We start from the raw sequence: 15,477 nt of genomic DNA, 5'->3' as shown, positions 1-15,477 counted from the left end.
GCACTTCATGCAAAATTCAATCGGCGCACCAAAGCAGAGGCTCAGCCTCAGCGATCCGCGAGTGCGTGCGTGGCTGTTTCAGATCATCACCGTTGTGGCGGTGGTCGCCATGGGCTGGTATCTGTTCGATAACACCCAGACCAACCTGCAGCACCGGGGCATCACCTCCGGTTTCAGCTTTCTGGAGCGCAGTGCCGGATTCGGCATCGCTCAGCACCTGATCTCCTACACCGAAGCGGACAGTTACGCCCGGGTGTTCGTGATCGGCTTGCTCAACACGCTATTGGTGACCTTCATCGGCGTGATCCTGGCGACCCTGCTGGGCTTCATCATCGGCGTGGCGCGGCTGTCGCCGAACTGGATCATCAGCAAACTGGCGACCGTGTATGTGGAAGTGTTCCGCAACATTCCGCCGCTGCTGCAGATCCTGTTCTGGTACTTCGCGGTGTTCCTGACCATGCCGGGACCGCGCAACAGCCACAACTTCGGCGACACCTTCTTCGTCAGCAGCCGTGGCCTGAACATGCCGGCCGCGCAAATGGCTGACGGCTTCTGGGCGTTTGTGATCAGTGTGGTATTGGCGATTGTCGCCATCGTGCTGATGTGCCGCTGGGCCAACAAACGTTTCGAAGACACCGGCGTACCGTTCCACAAGTTCTGGACCGGCCTGGCGATTCTGCTGGTGATCCCGACCTTGTGCGCGCTGATCTTCGGCGCACCGCTGCACTGGGAAATGCCGCAGCTCAAGGGCTTCAACTTCGTCGGCGGCTGGGTATTGATCCCGGAACTGCTGGCATTGACCTTGGCGCTGACCGTGTACACCGCCGCGTTCATCGCGGAAATCGTGCGTTCGGGGATCAAGTCGGTCAGCCACGGCCAGACCGAAGCGGCTCGCTCGCTCGGCCTGCGCAACGGCCCGACCCTGCGCAAGGTGATCATTCCGCAAGCACTGCGGGTGATCATTCCGCCGTTGACCAGCCAATACCTGAACCTGGCGAAAAACTCCTCGCTGGCCGCCGGTATCGGTTACCCGGAAATGGTTTCGCTGTTCGCCGGCACCGTGCTCAACCAGACCGGCCAGGCCATCGAAGTCATTGCCATCACCATGAGCGTGTACCTGGCGATCAGTATCAGCATTTCCCTGCTGATGAACTGGTACAACAAGCGCATTGCGCTGATCGAGCGGTGAGGAAACGCGCATGACAACCCATACTTTCAAACCCGACATGCCACCGCCGGCCAAGGTGTTCGGCCCGATGGCATGGATACGCGCCAACATGTTCTCCAGCTGGCTCAACACCCTGCTGACTCTGTTTGCGTTCTATCTGATTTACCTGGTGGTCCCACCGATCCTCAGCTGGGCGATTCTCGATGCCAACTGGGTCGGCACCACCCGCGCCGACTGCACCAAGGACGGCGCCTGCTGGGTGTTCATCCAGCAGCGTTTCGGTCAGTTCATGTACGGCTACTACCCGGTGGAACTGCGCTGGCGCGTCGACCTGACCGTGTGGCTGGCCGTCCTCGGCGTGGCGCCACTGTTCATCTCGCGCTTCCCGCGTAAAGCGGTGTACGGCCTGAGCTTCCTGGTGGTCTACCCAGTCGTCGCGTGGTGCCTGCTGCATGGCGGCGTCTTCGGCCTCGACAGCGTGGCGACCAGCCAGTGGGGCGGGCTGATGCTGACGCTGGTCATCGCCACGGTCGGTATCGCCGGCGCCTTGCCGCTGGGGATCATCCTCGCGTTGGGCCGGCGCTCGAACATGCCGGCGATTCGCGTGGTCTGCGTGACGTTCATCGAGTTCTGGCGAGGCGTGCCGCTGATTACCGTGCTGTTCATGTCGTCGGTGATGCTGCCCTTGTTCCTGCCCGAAGGCATGAACTTCGACAAGCTGCTGCGGGCGCTGATAGGGGTGATCCTGTTCCAGTCGGCCTACGTCGCCGAAGTGGTGCGTGGCGGTCTGCAAGCGATCCCCAAAGGTCAGTACGAAGCCGCGGCCGCGATGGGCCTCGGTTACTGGCGCGCCATGGGCCTGGTGATCTTGCCGCAAGCCCTGAAGCTGGTGATCCCGGGCATCGTCAACACCTTCATTGCGCTGTTCAAGGACACTAGCCTCGTGATCATCATCGGCCTGTTCGACCTGCTCAACAGCGTCAAGCAAGCCGCTGCCGATCCGAAATGGCTGGGCATGGCCACCGAAGGCTACGTGTTCGCCGCCCTGGTGTTCTGGATTTTCTGTTTTGGTATGTCGCGCTATTCCATGCATCTGGAACGCAAGCTCGACACTGGCCACAAGCGTTAGGAGTTCTCTGTAAATGAGCGAAGCAATCAAAAAGCCTGTGGGCCCTGAAGGCATTATCCAGATGCAGGGCGTGAACAAGTGGTACGGCCAGTTCCACGTGCTGAAAGACATCAACCTCAACGTCAAACAGGGCGAGCGTATCGTGCTGTGCGGCCCGTCGGGTTCCGGCAAGTCGACCACCATCCGTTGCCTCAATCGCCTGGAAGAACACCAGCAGGGCCGCATCGTGGTCGACGGCGTGGAACTGACCAACGACCTCAAGCAGATCGAGGCGATCCGCCGCGAAGTCGGCATGGTGTTCCAGCACTTCAACCTGTTCCCGCACCTGACCATCCTGCAGAACTGCACGCTGGCGCCGATGTGGGTGCGCAAGATGCCCAAGCGCAAGGCCGAGGAAATCGCCATGCATTATCTGGAGCGCGTACGCATTCCGGAGCAGGCGCATAAATTCCCGGGGCAACTGTCTGGCGGCCAGCAACAGCGTGTGGCGATCGCCCGCGCGCTGTGCATGAAACCGAAAATCATGTTGTTCGACGAACCGACGTCGGCACTCGACCCGGAGATGGTCAAAGAGGTGCTGGATACCATGATCGGCCTCGCCGAAGACGGCATGACCATGCTCTGCGTGACCCACGAAATGGGCTTCGCCCGCACCGTGGCCAACCGCGTGATCTTCATGGACAAAGGCGAGATCGTTGAACAGGCGGCACCGAATGACTTCTTCGACAATCCGCAGAATGATCGGACCAAGTTGTTCTTGAGTCAGATCTTGCATTGATGGCTTGATCACCGCGTCAAACAGAAAAGCCCTGCCGGATGCCCGGCGGGGCTTTTTTCATTGTGCGGAATCAATCTGCGCCGGCTTGGCGCTCAAGGGCCAGTTGCACGGCGCGCAATGCGTTGAGGCGGCCGTGCCCGTAGTAATGACTGTGGCCGTTTGCATCGTATTGACCGAGCGGCCCGTCGTCGGGGTGGCCGATCTTGTCGCAGCAGTCGGCAAGTATCTGCCGCACCGCCAGGCGATCGAGGCCGGGGTTGACGCTCAGCACCAATGCCGCGATGCCCGCGGCGCCAGGGCAGGCGCTGGAGGTGCCGCTGAAGGCGTCGGTGTAGGCCGGCAGCGTTTGCGTGGCGAAGCGTCCACTCAAATCTGTGGTGCGGATGCCGCGGGTCTGCGGGATCGAGGTGGAGGGTTTGAACTTTGGATCAGGGTGTTGCTGATCGCCGCTGGGAAAGCAGCACCAGAGCGCCTTGCCATAATCGCTGTAGGCACTGCGCCGGCTCTGGTCATTGCAGGCACCTACGGCGATCACCTGCGGGTGGCTGGAATAGCCGTCATTATCAGCGCTTTCGTTACCGTTGCCGGCACCGAAGAAAATCACGCAGCCTTTGCCATTACGGCCCTGGGTGGCCGCATATTCGATGGCCAGCCGAGTGCTCGCCGCCAACGGAAATATCTGGGTGTGACGCGGATCCGTCGGGTCGGCCCAATGCCCTTCAGCCGGTCCCCAGCTGCAGGAAATGATGTCGGCCCCCTGCTCGGCAGCCCAGAAGAAGGCGTCGGCCTCGGCGCGTGCACCCAAGGGGCGCGTGAGTTTCAGCGGCATCAGACTGGCCTTGGGGGCGACGCCACTGGCGCCGGACGCGCCATTGGCACAAGCCACCCCGGCAGCGGCAGTGCCATGACGCTCCATGGCATTTTTCGGCCGCGGACCCTGTTTGGCGTTGCGTCGGTCAAAATTCTGCGCGCCGACGACTTTGCCTTCCCCGGCGAACTCGGGATGGTCGATATCAAAGGCATCATCAATGACCGCTATGACGACACCTGCGCCCTGCGTGAGCGCATGGGCGGCCTCGACATTGGCGCTGGCGTCGATGTCGACCTGATAGGTCACGGTGGTTTTTTTCAGGTGCCATTGATTGGCGTGAATTGCCCGGCGCTCACCTTGGCGCAACATTTCCGGATGGCAGTATTCAATGTCGTCGCGCTTGAGCCATTCACAAGTGAGTGGGCAAACATCGGTGCCCCGGGTGCCCGGGTGGTAGACGAAAAAGGCATTTTTTGCGTAAGCCACTTCTTGTTTGATCATCAGACCCAGCTCGTCGAGTGTTGCCATGCACTGAGTGGGTTTCAGCGAGTCGATGAACTTCAGAAAGATGTTTTCGGTGTAAAGCACGGGCTCCTGCGTGACAGGGTCCATCAGCACGCTGCCAGCGAAGCGAACATCCGGCAGCGCTCGTAACAGCGCCTTGCGCTGCGCCGGGTCCGAATGCTCAGGCAGTTTGAAGACTTGCACATCCGCATCTTCGACATGCAGCAACAGCTCGCAGCCTTCCAGCGCCGTGTCGGCAGATTCGCAGCACAGCGCGTGCGCCAGTTGTTTTCCCGCGTGGCTGCGCACAGCCAGCCATTGGCGGTTCTTCTCCAATATGAAAGGGCGCCCGTGCTGCTTGCCGAATTGGACTTCTACCATGGTGTTTCAAATCCCTTTGGATGAAAAAGGGCGAGCAAAAGGGCGCTCGCCGTTCAATGCCCGAAGTCTGAAACCCCGAGGGGCCGGGGTATGTAGGAGCATTCTTTCCGGTTCTGTGGGAAAGCACTTTGCTTGAAGGGGGATTTGGCTACTTGAGGTGTAGGTCGGTCGCTGCTCGGTCGCGGCGCACCCAAAGGTTGCCTACGGATGCCATCCTGACTACCATGTCAGAAAATTCATCCTATGATTGGATGAAAGGGCGAATCCATGTCAGACATTTCTCCACTCATTAAACGTTCTCTTGTCGATCAGGCCCTGGATCAGTTGCGGCAGCGCATCAACAGCGGTGCCTGGAAGGTGGGCGAGCGCCTGCCGACCGAGCCGGAACTGAGCGCCGAACTGGGCATCAGCCGCAACACCGTGCGCGAGGCCATGCGCGTGCTGGCGTTTTCCGGGTTGATCGAAATCCGCCAGGGCGACGGCAGTTATTTGCGCGCGGTGGTCGACCCGATGGACACGCTCAAGGCGCTGTCCCGCTGTTCATTGGAACAGGCGCGCGAGACCCGGCACATTCTGGAAGTCGAGGCCATCGGCTTGGCGGCGTTGCGCCGCACCGATGAGGATCTGATCGCCTTGCGTGAAGCGCTTGGCACCAGCGGCAGCCACTACCACGGCGATCTCGACACCTACATTGCCTGCGATCTGGTGTTCCACCGCCGTCTGGTGGATGCCGCGCATAACCCGACCCTGAGCGAGTTGTATCGCTATTTTTCCAGCATCGTCGGCGCGCAATTGCGCCAGACGCTGAACATCGTCCCGCGCCGTCAGGAAGTGTTCGACTTGCACATCGAGCTGCTCGATGCGGTCGAACAACGCGACCCGGAACGGGCCAAAGCCATATCGAGGCAGTTGATCAATGAACCTTGAAAGCGAGAAAAACTTCTCAACCCCCAAGCGCACGGCAGAACTTGAAGAGCTGCTGATCGACGCCGAGGCCGATGATGAGCAAGTGCAGCAAAGCCATCCGCTGGTGCGCCGGCCGTGGCTGTTGCTGCTGGGGCTGATTCTGGTGGCGCTGAACCTGCGCCCGGCGCTGTCGAGCATGGCGCCACTGCTCAGCGAAGTGTCGAAGAGCCTGGGCCTGTCTGCCGCGCAGGCCGGTCTGCTGACCACGTTGCCGGTGTTATGCCTTGGCTTGTTCGCACCGCTGGCGCCGATTCTGGCGCGGCGTTTCGGTGCCGAACGGGTGGTGCTCGGCATTCTGCTGACCCTGGCCGGCGGGATCATCCTGCGCAGCAACTTCGGTGAGATCGGCCTGTTCGCCGGCAGCGTGCTGGGCGGTGCGAGCATCGGCATTATCGGCGTGTTGCTGCCGGGCATCGTCAAACGCGACTTCGCCAAACATGCCGGGACCATGACCGGCGTCTACACCATGGCCCTGTGCCTGGGCGCGGCGATGGCGGCGGGTTCTACCGTGCCGCTGAGCGAACACTTCGACAACAGTTGGGCGCTGGGCCTGGGTTTTTGGGTGATCCCGGCGCTGGTGGCGGCGCTGTTCTGGCTGCCGCAAGTCGGGCAAAAACACGGCGCGCACAACGTGGCCTATCGGGTGCGCGGGCTGCTGCGTGATCCGCTGGCCTGGCAGGTGACCTTGTACATGGGCCTGCAATCGTCGCTGGCGTACATCGTGTTTGGCTGGTTGCCGTCGATCCTGATCGGCCGCGGACTGACCCCGACCCAGGCCGGTCTGGTGCTGTCCGGCTCGGTGATCATCCAGCTCGCCAGCTCCCTCGCGGCGCCATGGCTGGCGACCCGTGGCAAGGATCAACGCCTGGCAATCGTGCTGGTCATGGCGCTGACCCTCGGTGGTTTGTTCGGTTGCCTGTATGCACCGATCGAAGGGCTGTGGGGCTGGGCGATTTTGCTGGGGCTGGGGCAGGGCGGTACGTTCAGCCTGGCGCTGACGCTGATCGTGCTGCGTTCGCGCGACTCGCACGTCGCTGCGAATCTGTCGAGCATGTCTCAGGGCTTCGGCTACACGCTGGCGTCAATGGGGCCGTTCGCGGTCGGCGTGGTGCATGACTGGACCGGCGGCTGGAATGCGGTGGGCTGGATCTTCGGCATCATTGGCACCGGTGCGATCATCGCCGGGCTGGGTGCCGGGCGTGCGTTGTACGTGCAAGTGCAAAGCGAAAAGATCTGATACCTGGAGCTGCGGCACGCTGCGATCTTTTGATGTTGATCTTGAAAATCTTAAAGATCAAAAGATCGCAGCGTGCCGCAGCTCCTACAGGATTTGGGTACTGCGGGTATTCGGTGCGCGAATGCCGATAGTGTTTCTGCGGTCTTCCGCTTATCGTGCTGGCAATCTGTCCATCTTCTGGAGTTTGCCCATGAGCGAAGCCCACGCCGCCCTGATCACCCGCTTCTACCAGGCCTTCCAGCGCCTCGACGCCGAGGCCATGGCCGCCTGCTACACCGACGACGTGGTGTTCAGCGATCCGGCGTTCGGCGAGTTGCGCGGGCGGGATGCCGGCGACATGTGGCGCATGCTGACCACCCGCGCCAAGGATTTCTCCCTGACCTTCGACAATGTCCGCGCCGACGAGCGCAGCGGTGGCGCGCACTGGGTGGCGACGTATCTGTTCAGCCAGACCGGCAACGTGGTGATCAACGATATCCAGGCGCGATTCGTGTTCCGTGACGGCAAGATCTGCGAGCACCACGACCACTTCGACCTGTGGCGCTGGTCGCGTCAGGCCCTGGGTTTCAAAGGCTTGCTGCTGGGCTGGACGCCACTGGTGCGCAACGCCGTCCGTGCGCAGGCGCTGAAGGGACTGAAGGCATTTCAGGCCGGTCGCTGATAAGATCGCGGCCTGTTTCCTACACATCCTGATCCCGAAGTGACCAGCCTTAGCGAAAATTCTGTCGACGTTGCCGAACCGGTGAGCAAGTCCTGGTTCGTCTACCTCGTGCGCGCGGCCAACGGTTCGCTGTATTGCGGGATCAGCGACGACCCGGTGCGCCGTTTCGCCAAGCATCAGAGCGGCAAAGGCGCACGCTTCTTCCTGTCCAGCCCGGCGATGGCACTGGTCTACACCGAGCGCTGCCGCGACAAGAGCGATGCCTTGCGCCAGGAACGCTTGATCAAAAAGCTGCGCAAGAGCGCCAAGGAATGCCTGGTGGCGTCTTATCAATCTGACTGATTGGTTCCCATCAGCCAGATCTGTAGGCTGCTAAGCAAATGCACGCTAAGCTGCCGGCTCACTAATTGAGCGGCGGAGCCGAGCATGTCCGAGTTGATCCTGCATCATTACCCGACCTCTCCATTTGCCGAAAAGGCCCGCCTGTTGCTGGGCTTCAAAGGCCTGTCCTGGCGCTCGGTGCACATCTCGCCGGTGATGCCGAAGCCGGATCTGACGGCCCTGACCGGCGGCTATCGCAAGACCCCGGTGCTGCAGATCGGTGCCGACATCTACTGCGACACATCGTTGATCGCCCGTCGTCTGGAGCAGGAAAAAGCCCTGCCGGCGTTTTTCCCCGAAGGTCAGGAAATGACCAGCGCCAGCTTCGCGGCGTGGGCCGATTCGGTGGTGTTCCAGCATGCGGTCAGCCTGGTGTTCCAGCCGGAGTCGGTGGCGGTGCGTTTCGGCAAATTGCCGCCGGAAGCGATCAAGGCGTTCATTGCCGACCGTGCCGGTCTGTTCAGTGGCGGCAGCGCCACCCGGCTGTCGGCCGAACAGGCCAAGCATCAATGGCCAACGATCATGGCGCGCCTGGAGCAACAGTTGCAGCGTGAGCAGGGCGACTTCCTGTTTGGTGAGCCGTCGATTGCCGACTTCGCGCTGGCGCATCCGCTTTGGTTCCTCAAAGCCACCCACGTGACCGCACCGCTGGTGGATGAGTATCCGGCTGTTTCGGCCTGGTTGGGGCGTGTGCTGGGCTTTGGCCACGGTGCGGCGAGCGAGATGACCTCGGAAGAGGCGTTGGAGGTTGCGCGTAACGCGACACCGGCGGCCTTGCCGAATGAGCAGTTCGTTGACCCGAACGGCTTCAAGGCCGGCCAGCAGATGGCGATTGCCGCGACGGATTACGGGGTTGATCCGGTGGTGGGCGAGCTGCTGTTTGCCGGCCGCGAAGAGCTGATCATTCGCCGCGAAGATCCGCGTGGCGGTGTGGTGCATGTGCACTTCCCGCGCTTTGGTTTCCGCATCGAAGCCAAGTAACGATTACACACAACATCCTGTGGCGAGGGAGCTTGCTCCCGCTCGACTGCGCAGCAGTCGCAAAATATGCGAACGCGCGCTCGCCCTGAAAAGCGGGGGCCGCTTCGCAGCCCAGCGGGAGCAAGCTCCCTCGCCACAGGTGTGTGTGCTATTTCAGGGCAGCGAGAATTTCGTCCGGGTCGAATCCACGAATCAATGTGCCATTCACGTCGATCAACGGAATCCCGCGCCCGCCCAGTGCCTCATACGCCTTGCGCGCCTCGGCATCCTTCTCGATGTCGAATTCCTTGAAGGGAATCCCCTTGCTGTCCAGAAAGCGTTTGGTCTGCTTGCAGTAGCCGCACCAGTCGGTGGCGTACAGCACAACACGGGCCTGGGCCCGCGTCTGCTCAGAGACCATTTGCGACGGATTGAATACCCGCTCGATCTTGCCCCAGTTCTGATAGATCACCACCACCAGCAGAACCAGCGCGACCTTCTTCAGCACATTACCCAGCATCAGTTGCGGCGCTTGAGCTGATCGGTGAGCGAGGTCGGCAGGCCCTTGATGATCAGGGTGCCGGCTTCTTCGTCGTACTCGATCTTCGAGCCCAGCAGATGCGCTTCAAAGCTGATCGACAGGCCTTCGGCGCGGCCGGTAAAGCGGCGGAACTGGTTGAGCGTGCGTTTGTCCGCCGGAATCTCCGGCGACAGGCCGTAATCCTTGTTGCGGATGTGGTCGTAGAAGGCTTTCGGGCGCTCTTCGTCGATCAGCTCCGACAGCTCTTCCAGGCCCATCGGCTCGCCCAGTTTGGCCTGGCTGCTGGCGTAATCCACCAGGGTCTTGGTTTTCTCGCGGGCCGAGTCTTCCGGCAGGTCTTCGCTTTCGACGAAATCGCTGAAGGCCTTGAGCAGGGTGCGGGTCTCGCCCGGGCCGTCGACGCCTTCCTGGCAGCCGATGAAGTCGCGGAAGTATTCCGAGACTTTCTTGCCGTTCTTGCCTTTGATGAACGAGATGTACTGCTTGGACTGCTTGTTGTTCTGCCACTCGGACACGTTGATCCGCGCCGCCAGGTGCAGTTGGCCGAGGTCGAGGTGGCGCGACGGGGTCACGTCCAGCTCGTCGGTCACCGCCACGCCTTCGCTGTGGTGCAGCAGGGCGATCGCCAGGTAGTCGGTCATGCCTTGCTGGTAGTGGGCGAACAGCACGTGGCCGCCGACTGACAGGTTCGACTCTTCCATCAGCTTCTGCAGATGCTCCACCGCGACTTTGCTGAACGCCGCGAAGTCCTTGCCGCCGTCCATGTATTCCTTCAGCCAGCCGCTGAACGGGAACGCGCCGGACTCCGGATGGAACAGGCCCCAGGCTTTGCCCTGTTTGGCGTTATAGCTTTCGTTGAGGTCGGCGAGCATGTTCTCGATGGCCGCGGACTCAGCCAGTTCGGAGTCACGGGCGTGCAGAACTGCGGGCGTGCCGTCGGGTTTTTTGTCGATCAGGTGGACGATGCAATGACGGATCGGCATGGGCTTCTCGGCTGGTGGAAGGGAGGAGGGCAGGCTCCCCCGAAAAAGCGCCCAGTGTACCGCAACCACTGGTTTTGGCGCGGGGTGAAGGGCAAATCCGGGGCGGGTGGCGGCGCTTATGCAGTTTTTTACCGATTTAGAGCAATAAACCTGACCAAATGGGTAGCTAGAGGCGGATATTTCCCCGTCTCTGTGCTAGTTTTGCCCGGTCTTACGCGAAGTCACTGCGTTAAGCGTGCATTCAGCATTTGTCAGGTCGAACCAAACCCTGATTTCGGCATCTATAACCCCGACTCGTCGTGGTTATCGCCGAGGGTGCCAGATCCAGAAGATCGGGCTCGATGGCTGACACTGCACTCTGCAATCCATATGAATTTGATAGGGAAGGAACACTACATGGCTCTTACTAAAGACCAACTGATCGCTGACATCGCTGAAGCTATCGACGCGCCGAAAACCACCGCGCGTAACGCTCTGGACCAACTGGGCCAAATCGTTGCTGATCAGCTGGAAAATGGCGGCGAAATCACCTTGCCAGGTATCGGCAAGCTGAAAGTGACCGAGCGTCCTGCCCGCACTGGCCGTAACCCTTCGACTGGCGCTGCCATCGAAATCCCTGCCAAGAAAGTGATCAAGCTGGTTGTGGCCAAAGGCCTGACCGACGCTGTGAACAAGTAAGACGCAGCGATAAAAAACCGTGCACCGGAGCGATCCGGGCACGGTTTTTTTGTGCCTGCGATTTGGCGAGGAGTTGAGCCGCCCTGTAGGAGCTGTCGAGTGAAACGAGGCTGCGATCTTTTGATCTTGTTCTCAAGGATCAAGATCAAAAGATCGCAGCGTGCCGCAGCTCCTACAGGTTCGCCGGTGCGGGCGTTAGCGCGTCCAGCGCTCGCGACGCCAGATCTGCTGTTCTGACTTGGTCTGGAAGGTCCACGCCACGAAGCGGCTCTGCTTCTGCCCTTGCGACATCTCCACCACCTGGCTTTCCAGCACGCCGGCCTTCTTCAGCGCGGTTTCGATGGCGGGCAGGTTCGAGGCTTTCGACACCAGCGTGCTGAACCACAGCACCTTGTGCTGGAAGTTCGCGCTCTCGGCGATCAGTTGTGTCACGAAACGGGCTTCGCCGCCCTCACACCACAGCTCGGCCGACTGACCGCCGAAGTTCAGCACCGGCAGTTTGCGTTTCGGATCGGCTTTACCCAGTGCGCGCCATTTGCGCTCGCTGCCCTTGGTCGCCTCTTCCATCGAAGCGTGGAACGGCGGGTTGCACATGGTCAGGTCAAAGCGTTCACCCGGCTCCAGCAAGCCAATCAGGATGTGCTTGCGGTTTTCCTGCTGGCGCAGCTTGATGACCTTGTTCAAGTCGTTGGACTGGACGATGGCCCTGGCCGCCGCCACGGCCGTCGGGTCGATTTCCGAGCCGAGGAAGTGCCAGCGGTATTCGCTGTTGCCGATCAGCGGGTAGACGCAGTTGGCGCCCATGCCGATGTCCAGCACATTGACGATCGCGCCACGCGGGACCTTGCCGTCGTTCATGCTCGCCAGCAGGTCGGCGAGGAAGTGCACGTAATCGGCACGGCCCGGCACCGGTGGGCACAGATAATCTGCCGGGATGTCCCAATGTTCGATGCCATAGAACGACTTGAGCAGCGCCCGGTTGAACACGCGCACCGCATCGGGGCTGGCGAAGTCGATGCTTTCCTTGCCGTACGGGTTGGTGATCACGAACTTCGCCAGTTCCGGCGTGGTCTTGATCAGCGCCGGGAAGTCATAGCGACCCTGGTGGCGATTGCGCGGGTGCAGGCTGGCCTTTTCACGCGGCTCGACGGCTTTGGCCGGGGTCGCGACATCAGGCTTCTTGCGCGCAGGTTTGGGGGTGCGGGGGGCGTTCATGGGTGTGATCGATTCGGGTATGGCTGAAAGTGGCGGGTATTGTCCCACATCCAGCCGCTGTGAACCCTATTCCCTGTAGGAGCTGCCGCAGGCTGCGATCTTTTGACTTTGATTTTTAAAAACAACATCAAAAGATCGCAGCCTGCGGCAGCTCCTACAGGGGAGAAATGTGGCAGGAACAAAAAAGGGAGGCCGTTGCGGGCCTCCCTTTTTCATTGCGGCTTGCCCTTACAGGCTGGAAATCCGCGCGTGCTGCTCGGCCAGCTTGCCCAAAGCCTGTTCAGCCTCGGCCAGTTTGGCGCGTTCCTTCTCGATGACTTCGGCCGGAGCCTTGTCAACGAAGCCGGCGTTCGACAGCTTGCCGCCCACCCGCTGGACTTCGCCCTGCAGACGCAGGATTTCCTTGTCCAGACGTGCCAGCTCGGCGCCCTTGTCGATCAGACCGGCCATTGGCACCAGCACTTCCATCTCGCCCACCAGCGCGGTTGCGGACAGTGGCGCTTCTTCGCCGGCCGCCAGCACAGTGATCGATTCCAGACGCGCCAGCTTCTTCAGCAGCGCTTCGTTCTCGGTCAGGCGACGCTGATCTTCAGCGCTGACGTTTTTCAGGTAGATCGGCAGCGGTTTGCCCGGGCCGATGTTCATTTCGCCACGGATGTTGCGTGTGCCGAGCATCAGGCCCTTGAGCCATTCGATGTCGTCTTCGGCCGCCGGATCGATGCGCTCTTCGTTGGCCACCGGCCAAGGTTGCAGCATGATCGTCTTGCCCTGAATTCCGGCCAGCGGCGCGATGCGCTGCCAGATTTCTTCAGTGATGAACGGCATGAACGGATGCGCCAGACGCAGCGCCACTTCCAGTACGCGAACCAGCGTGCGACGGGTGCCGCGCTGACGTTCAACCGGCGCGTTCTCGTCCCACAGCACAGGCTTGGACAGTTCCAGGTACCAGTCGCAGTACTGGTTCCAGATGAACTCGTACAGCGCTTGCGAGGCGAGGTCGAAACGGAATTGATCCAGTTGGCGGGTCACTTCGGCTTCGGTGCGTTGCAGCTGCGAGATGATCCAGCGATCCGCCAGCGACAGCTCGTAGGCTTCGCCGTTCTGGCCGCAGTCTTCGCCCTTGTCCAGAACATAACGCGCGGCGTTCCAGATCTTGTTGCAGAAGTTGCGATAGCCTTCGACGCGGCCCATGTCGAACTTGATGTCGCGACCGGTGGAAGCCAGCGAGCAGAAAGTGAAGCGCAGGGCGTCGGTGCCGTAGCTGGCGATGCCGTCGGCGAACTCGTCGCGGGTCTGCTTCTCGATCTTCTTCGCCAGTTTCGGCTGCATCATGCCGGAGGTGCGCTTCTGCACCAGTTCTTCCAGCTCGATACCGTCGATGATGTCCAGCGGGTCAAGGACGTTGCCCTTGGACTTGGACATCTTCTGGCCCTGGCCATCACGCACCAGGCCGTGCACGTAAACGGTCTTGAACGGCACCTGCGGGGTGCCGTCCTCGTTCTTGATCAGGTGCATCGTCAGCATGATCATCCGGGCAACCCAGAAGAAAATGATGTCGAAACCGGTGACCAGCACGTCGGTGGAGTGGAATTTCTTCAGGAATTCGGTCTTTTCCGGCCAGCCCAGGGTGGAGAAGGTCCACAGGCCCGAACTGAACCAGGTGTCGAGCACGTCGTTGTCCTGCTGCAGCGCAACGTCCGGACCGAGGTTGTGCTTGGCACGCACTTCGGCTTCGTCGCGACCGACGTAGACCTTGCCCGACTCGTCGTACCAGGCCGGAATCCGGTGGCCCCACCAAAGCTGACGGCTGATGCACCAGTCCTGGATGTCGCGCATCCACGAGAAGTACATGTTTTCGTACTGCTTGGGCACGAACTGGATACGGCCGTCTTCAACGGCAGCAATCGCCGGTTCAGCCAATGGTTTGGTCGACACGTACCACTGGTCGGTCAGCCACGGCTCGATGACGGTGCCGGAGCGGTCGCCTTTCGGCACTTTCAGGTTGTGATCGTCGACGCTGACCAGCAGGCCGGCGGCGTCGAACGCAGCGACGATCTGCTTGCGCGCTTCGAAGCGCTCGAGACCTGCGTATTCAGCCGGGATCTTGCCGTCGACGCTGTCGTTCAGCGTGCCGTCGAGGTTGAACACCTGCGCCGCAGGCAGCACGTTGGCGTTCTTGTCGAAGATGTTCAGCAGCGGCAGGTTATGGCGCTTGCCGACTTCGTAGTCGTTGAAATCGTGGGCCGGGGTGATTTTCACGCAGCCGGTGCCGAATTCAGGGTCGCAGTAATCGTCGGCGATGATCGGGATGCGGCGGCCAACCAGTGGCAGCTCGACAAACTTGCCGATCAGGGCTTTGTAGCGCTCGTCGTTCGGGTTAACGGCCACGGCGGAGTCGCCGAGCATGGTTTCCGGACGGGTGGTCGCGACGATCAGGAAATCGTTGCCTTCAGCGGTTTTCGCGCCGTCGGCCAGCGGGTATTTCAGGTTCCACAAGAAGCCTTTCTCGTCGTGGTTTTCCACTTCGAGGTCGGAAATCGCCGTGTGCAGCTTGGTGTCCCAGTTGACCAGGCGCTTGCCGCGATAGATCAGACCGTCTTCGTGAAGGCGTACGAAGGCTTCTTTAACCGCTTCCGAGAGGCCGTCGTCCATGGTGAAGCGCTCGCGGCTCCAGTCCACGGACGAACCGAGACGGCGGATCTGCCGGCTGATGTTGCCGCCGGACTGATCCTTCCATTCCCAGACTTTCTCGAGGAATTTCTCGCGGCCCAGGTCGTGGCGGTTCTGGCCGGTGGCTTCCAGCTGACGCTCCACCAGCATCTGCGTGGCGATACCGGCATGGTCGGTGCCCGGCTGCCACAGGGTGTTGCGACCCTGCATGCGGCGGAAACGGATCAGGGCGTCCATGATCGCGTTGTTGAAACCGTGACCCATGTGCAGGCTGCCGGTGACGTTCGGCGGCGGGATCATGATGGTGTAGGAATCGCCCGCGCCTTGCGGTGCGAAATAGTTCTCGGACTCCCAGGTGTTGTACCAGGAAGTTTCAATGGCGTGCGGCTGGTAGGTCTTATCCATGCGCGGCGG

At 61.1% G+C, this 15,477-nt stretch carries 14 protein-coding genes; 9 read left to right on the top strand and 5 right to left on the bottom strand.

The window, feature by feature from the left end; genetic code table 11:
- The first annotated feature begins 7 nt into the window (after positions 1 to 7).
- Genes HBN98_RS03715 through HBN98_RS03705 form a run of 3 tightly spaced genes read left to right on the top strand, consistent with a single transcriptional unit; the run spans position 8 to position 3,075 of the window.
- The gene (locus HBN98_RS03715) at positions 8 to 1,189 is read left to right on the top strand and encodes an amino acid ABC transporter permease (RefSeq protein ID WP_083366943.1); all 1,182 of its coding nucleotides are present in this window, start codon (positions 8 to 10) and stop codon (positions 1,187 to 1,189) included.
- A 10-nt stretch (positions 1,190 to 1,199) separates the two neighbouring features.
- A complete protein-coding gene (locus HBN98_RS03710) occupies positions 1,200 to 2,297 on the top strand; it encodes an amino acid ABC transporter permease (RefSeq protein WP_083366942.1) in 1,098 nt (365 codons plus the stop codon).
- A 13-nt stretch (positions 2,298 to 2,310) separates the two neighbouring features.
- The gene (locus HBN98_RS03705; protein ID WP_003221897.1) at positions 2,311 to 3,075 is read left to right on the top strand and encodes an amino acid ABC transporter ATP-binding protein; all 765 of its coding nucleotides are present in this window, start codon (positions 2,311 to 2,313) and stop codon (positions 3,073 to 3,075) included.
- Positions 3,076 to 3,145: 70 nt separating this feature from the next.
- On the opposite strand, the gene HBN98_RS03700 is transcribed toward HBN98_RS03705, so the two are convergent.
- Positions 3,146 to 4,771: a S8 family peptidase gene (locus tag HBN98_RS03700; protein ID WP_083366941.1), complete on the bottom strand. Its 1,626-nt coding sequence runs from the start codon at positions 4,769 to 4,771 to the stop codon at positions 3,146 to 3,148.
- A 267-nt stretch (positions 4,772 to 5,038) separates the two neighbouring features.
- Here HBN98_RS03700 and HBN98_RS03695 point away from each other — a divergent pair, with 267 nt between their 5' ends.
- The 5 genes from HBN98_RS03695 to HBN98_RS03675 all read left to right on the top strand — a co-directional run bounded on the left by HBN98_RS03695 (position 5,039) and on the right by HBN98_RS03675 (position 8,997).
- Positions 5,039 to 5,698, top strand: a complete 660-nt coding sequence (locus HBN98_RS03695) for a FadR/GntR family transcriptional regulator (protein WP_083366940.1) — start codon at positions 5,039 to 5,041, stop codon at positions 5,696 to 5,698.
- Complete coding sequence (locus HBN98_RS03690; protein WP_064586085.1) at positions 5,688 to 6,974, top strand: CynX/NimT family MFS transporter; 1,287 nt, start codon at positions 5,688 to 5,690, stop codon at positions 6,972 to 6,974. The genes HBN98_RS03695 and HBN98_RS03690 overlap by 11 nt, the downstream gene beginning before the upstream one ends.
- Before the next feature lie 190 nt (positions 6,975 to 7,164).
- Positions 7,165 to 7,635: a nuclear transport factor 2 family protein gene (locus tag HBN98_RS03685; RefSeq protein WP_003221901.1), complete on the top strand. Its 471-nt coding sequence runs from the start codon at positions 7,165 to 7,167 to the stop codon at positions 7,633 to 7,635.
- Positions 7,636 to 7,674: 39 nt separating this feature from the next.
- Complete coding sequence (locus HBN98_RS03680) at positions 7,675 to 7,977, top strand: GIY-YIG nuclease family protein (RefSeq protein WP_083366939.1); 303 nt, start codon at positions 7,675 to 7,677, stop codon at positions 7,975 to 7,977.
- A gap of 84 nt (positions 7,978 to 8,061) precedes the next feature.
- Positions 8,062 to 8,997 (top strand): glutathione S-transferase family protein, encoded by a 936-nt coding sequence (locus HBN98_RS03675; RefSeq protein WP_083366938.1) that lies wholly within the window; start codon positions 8,062 to 8,064, stop codon positions 8,995 to 8,997.
- A gap of 148 nt (positions 8,998 to 9,145) precedes the next feature.
- On the opposite strand, the gene HBN98_RS03670 is transcribed toward HBN98_RS03675, so the two are convergent.
- Positions 9,146 to 9,496, bottom strand: coding sequence for a glutaredoxin family protein (locus HBN98_RS03670; protein ID WP_083366937.1), 351 nt, complete (start codon positions 9,494 to 9,496; stop codon positions 9,146 to 9,148).
- Positions 9,496 to 10,500 carry a nucleoid-associated protein YejK gene (gene yejK / locus HBN98_RS03665; protein ID WP_003221908.1) on the bottom strand — a complete coding sequence of 335 codons (1,005 nt, stop codon included), beginning with the start codon at positions 10,498 to 10,500 and terminating at the stop codon, positions 9,496 to 9,498. The genes HBN98_RS03670 and yejK overlap by 1 nt, the downstream gene beginning before the upstream one ends.
- 396 nt (positions 10,501 to 10,896) lie before the next feature.
- Between yejK and HBN98_RS03660 the strand changes: the two genes are divergently transcribed.
- Positions 10,897 to 11,178 (top strand): HU family DNA-binding protein, encoded by a 282-nt coding sequence (locus HBN98_RS03660; RefSeq protein WP_003221909.1) that lies wholly within the window; start codon positions 10,897 to 10,899, stop codon positions 11,176 to 11,178.
- A gap of 195 nt (positions 11,179 to 11,373) precedes the next feature.
- Here the strand turns inward: HBN98_RS03660 and rlmF are convergent, their stop codons facing one another.
- Together rlmF and HBN98_RS03650 are read right to left on the bottom strand one after the other, a co-directional pair.
- The gene (gene rlmF, locus HBN98_RS03655; protein ID WP_064586090.1) at positions 11,374 to 12,393 is read right to left on the bottom strand and encodes a 23S rRNA (adenine(1618)-N(6))-methyltransferase RlmF; all 1,020 of its coding nucleotides are present in this window, start codon (positions 12,391 to 12,393) and stop codon (positions 11,374 to 11,376) included.
- 228 nt (positions 12,394 to 12,621) lie between these two features.
- Positions 12,622 to 15,468: a valine--tRNA ligase gene (locus HBN98_RS03650; RefSeq protein ID WP_083366936.1), complete on the bottom strand. Its 2,847-nt coding sequence runs from the start codon at positions 15,466 to 15,468 to the stop codon at positions 12,622 to 12,624.
- Positions 15,469 to 15,477 lie beyond the last annotated feature (9 nt).

The sequence above is a fragment of the Pseudomonas koreensis genome (genome assembly GCF_012986595.1).
In the GTDB taxonomy this organism is placed as follows: Bacteria; Pseudomonadota; Gammaproteobacteria; order Pseudomonadales; family Pseudomonadaceae; genus Aquipseudomonas; species Aquipseudomonas koreensis.
Note: the sequence above shows the minus strand (reverse complement) of the source record. Positions and strands in the feature narration are given on the sequence as shown.

Excerpts from the sequence above, each read along its gene's own strand:
- HBN98_RS03715 (WP_083366943.1), top strand. The coding sequence starts at position 8 with ATGCAAAATTCAATCGGCGCACCAAAGCAGAGGCTCAGCCTCAGCGAT.
- HBN98_RS03710 (WP_083366942.1), top strand. The coding sequence starts at position 1,200 with ATGACAACCCATACTTTCAAACCCGACATGCCACCGCCGGCCAAGGTG.
- HBN98_RS03705 (WP_003221897.1), top strand. The coding sequence starts at position 2,311 with ATGAGCGAAGCAATCAAAAAGCCTGTGGGCCCTGAAGGCATTATCCAG.
- HBN98_RS03700 (WP_083366941.1), bottom strand. The coding sequence starts at position 4,771 with ATGGTAGAAGTCCAATTCGGCAAGCAGCACGGGCGCCCTTTCATATTG.
- HBN98_RS03695 (WP_083366940.1), top strand. The coding sequence starts at position 5,039 with ATGTCAGACATTTCTCCACTCATTAAACGTTCTCTTGTCGATCAGGCC.
- HBN98_RS03690 (WP_064586085.1), top strand. The coding sequence starts at position 5,688 with ATGAACCTTGAAAGCGAGAAAAACTTCTCAACCCCCAAGCGCACGGCA.
- HBN98_RS03685 (WP_003221901.1), top strand. The coding sequence starts at position 7,165 with ATGAGCGAAGCCCACGCCGCCCTGATCACCCGCTTCTACCAGGCCTTC.
- HBN98_RS03675 (WP_083366938.1), top strand. The coding sequence starts at position 8,062 with ATGTCCGAGTTGATCCTGCATCATTACCCGACCTCTCCATTTGCCGAA.
- HBN98_RS03670 (WP_083366937.1), bottom strand. The coding sequence starts at position 9,496 with ATGCTGGGTAATGTGCTGAAGAAGGTCGCGCTGGTTCTGCTGGTGGTG.
- yejK (WP_003221908.1), bottom strand. The coding sequence starts at position 10,500 with ATGCCGATCCGTCATTGCATCGTCCACCTGATCGACAAAAAACCCGAC.
- HBN98_RS03660 (WP_003221909.1), top strand. The coding sequence starts at position 10,897 with ATGGCTCTTACTAAAGACCAACTGATCGCTGACATCGCTGAAGCTATC.
- rlmF (WP_064586090.1), bottom strand. The coding sequence starts at position 12,393 with ATGAACGCCCCCCGCACCCCCAAACCTGCGCGCAAGAAGCCTGATGTC.
- HBN98_RS03650 (WP_083366936.1), bottom strand. The coding sequence starts at position 15,468 with ATGGATAAGACCTACCAGCCGCACGCCATTGAAACTTCCTGGTACAAC.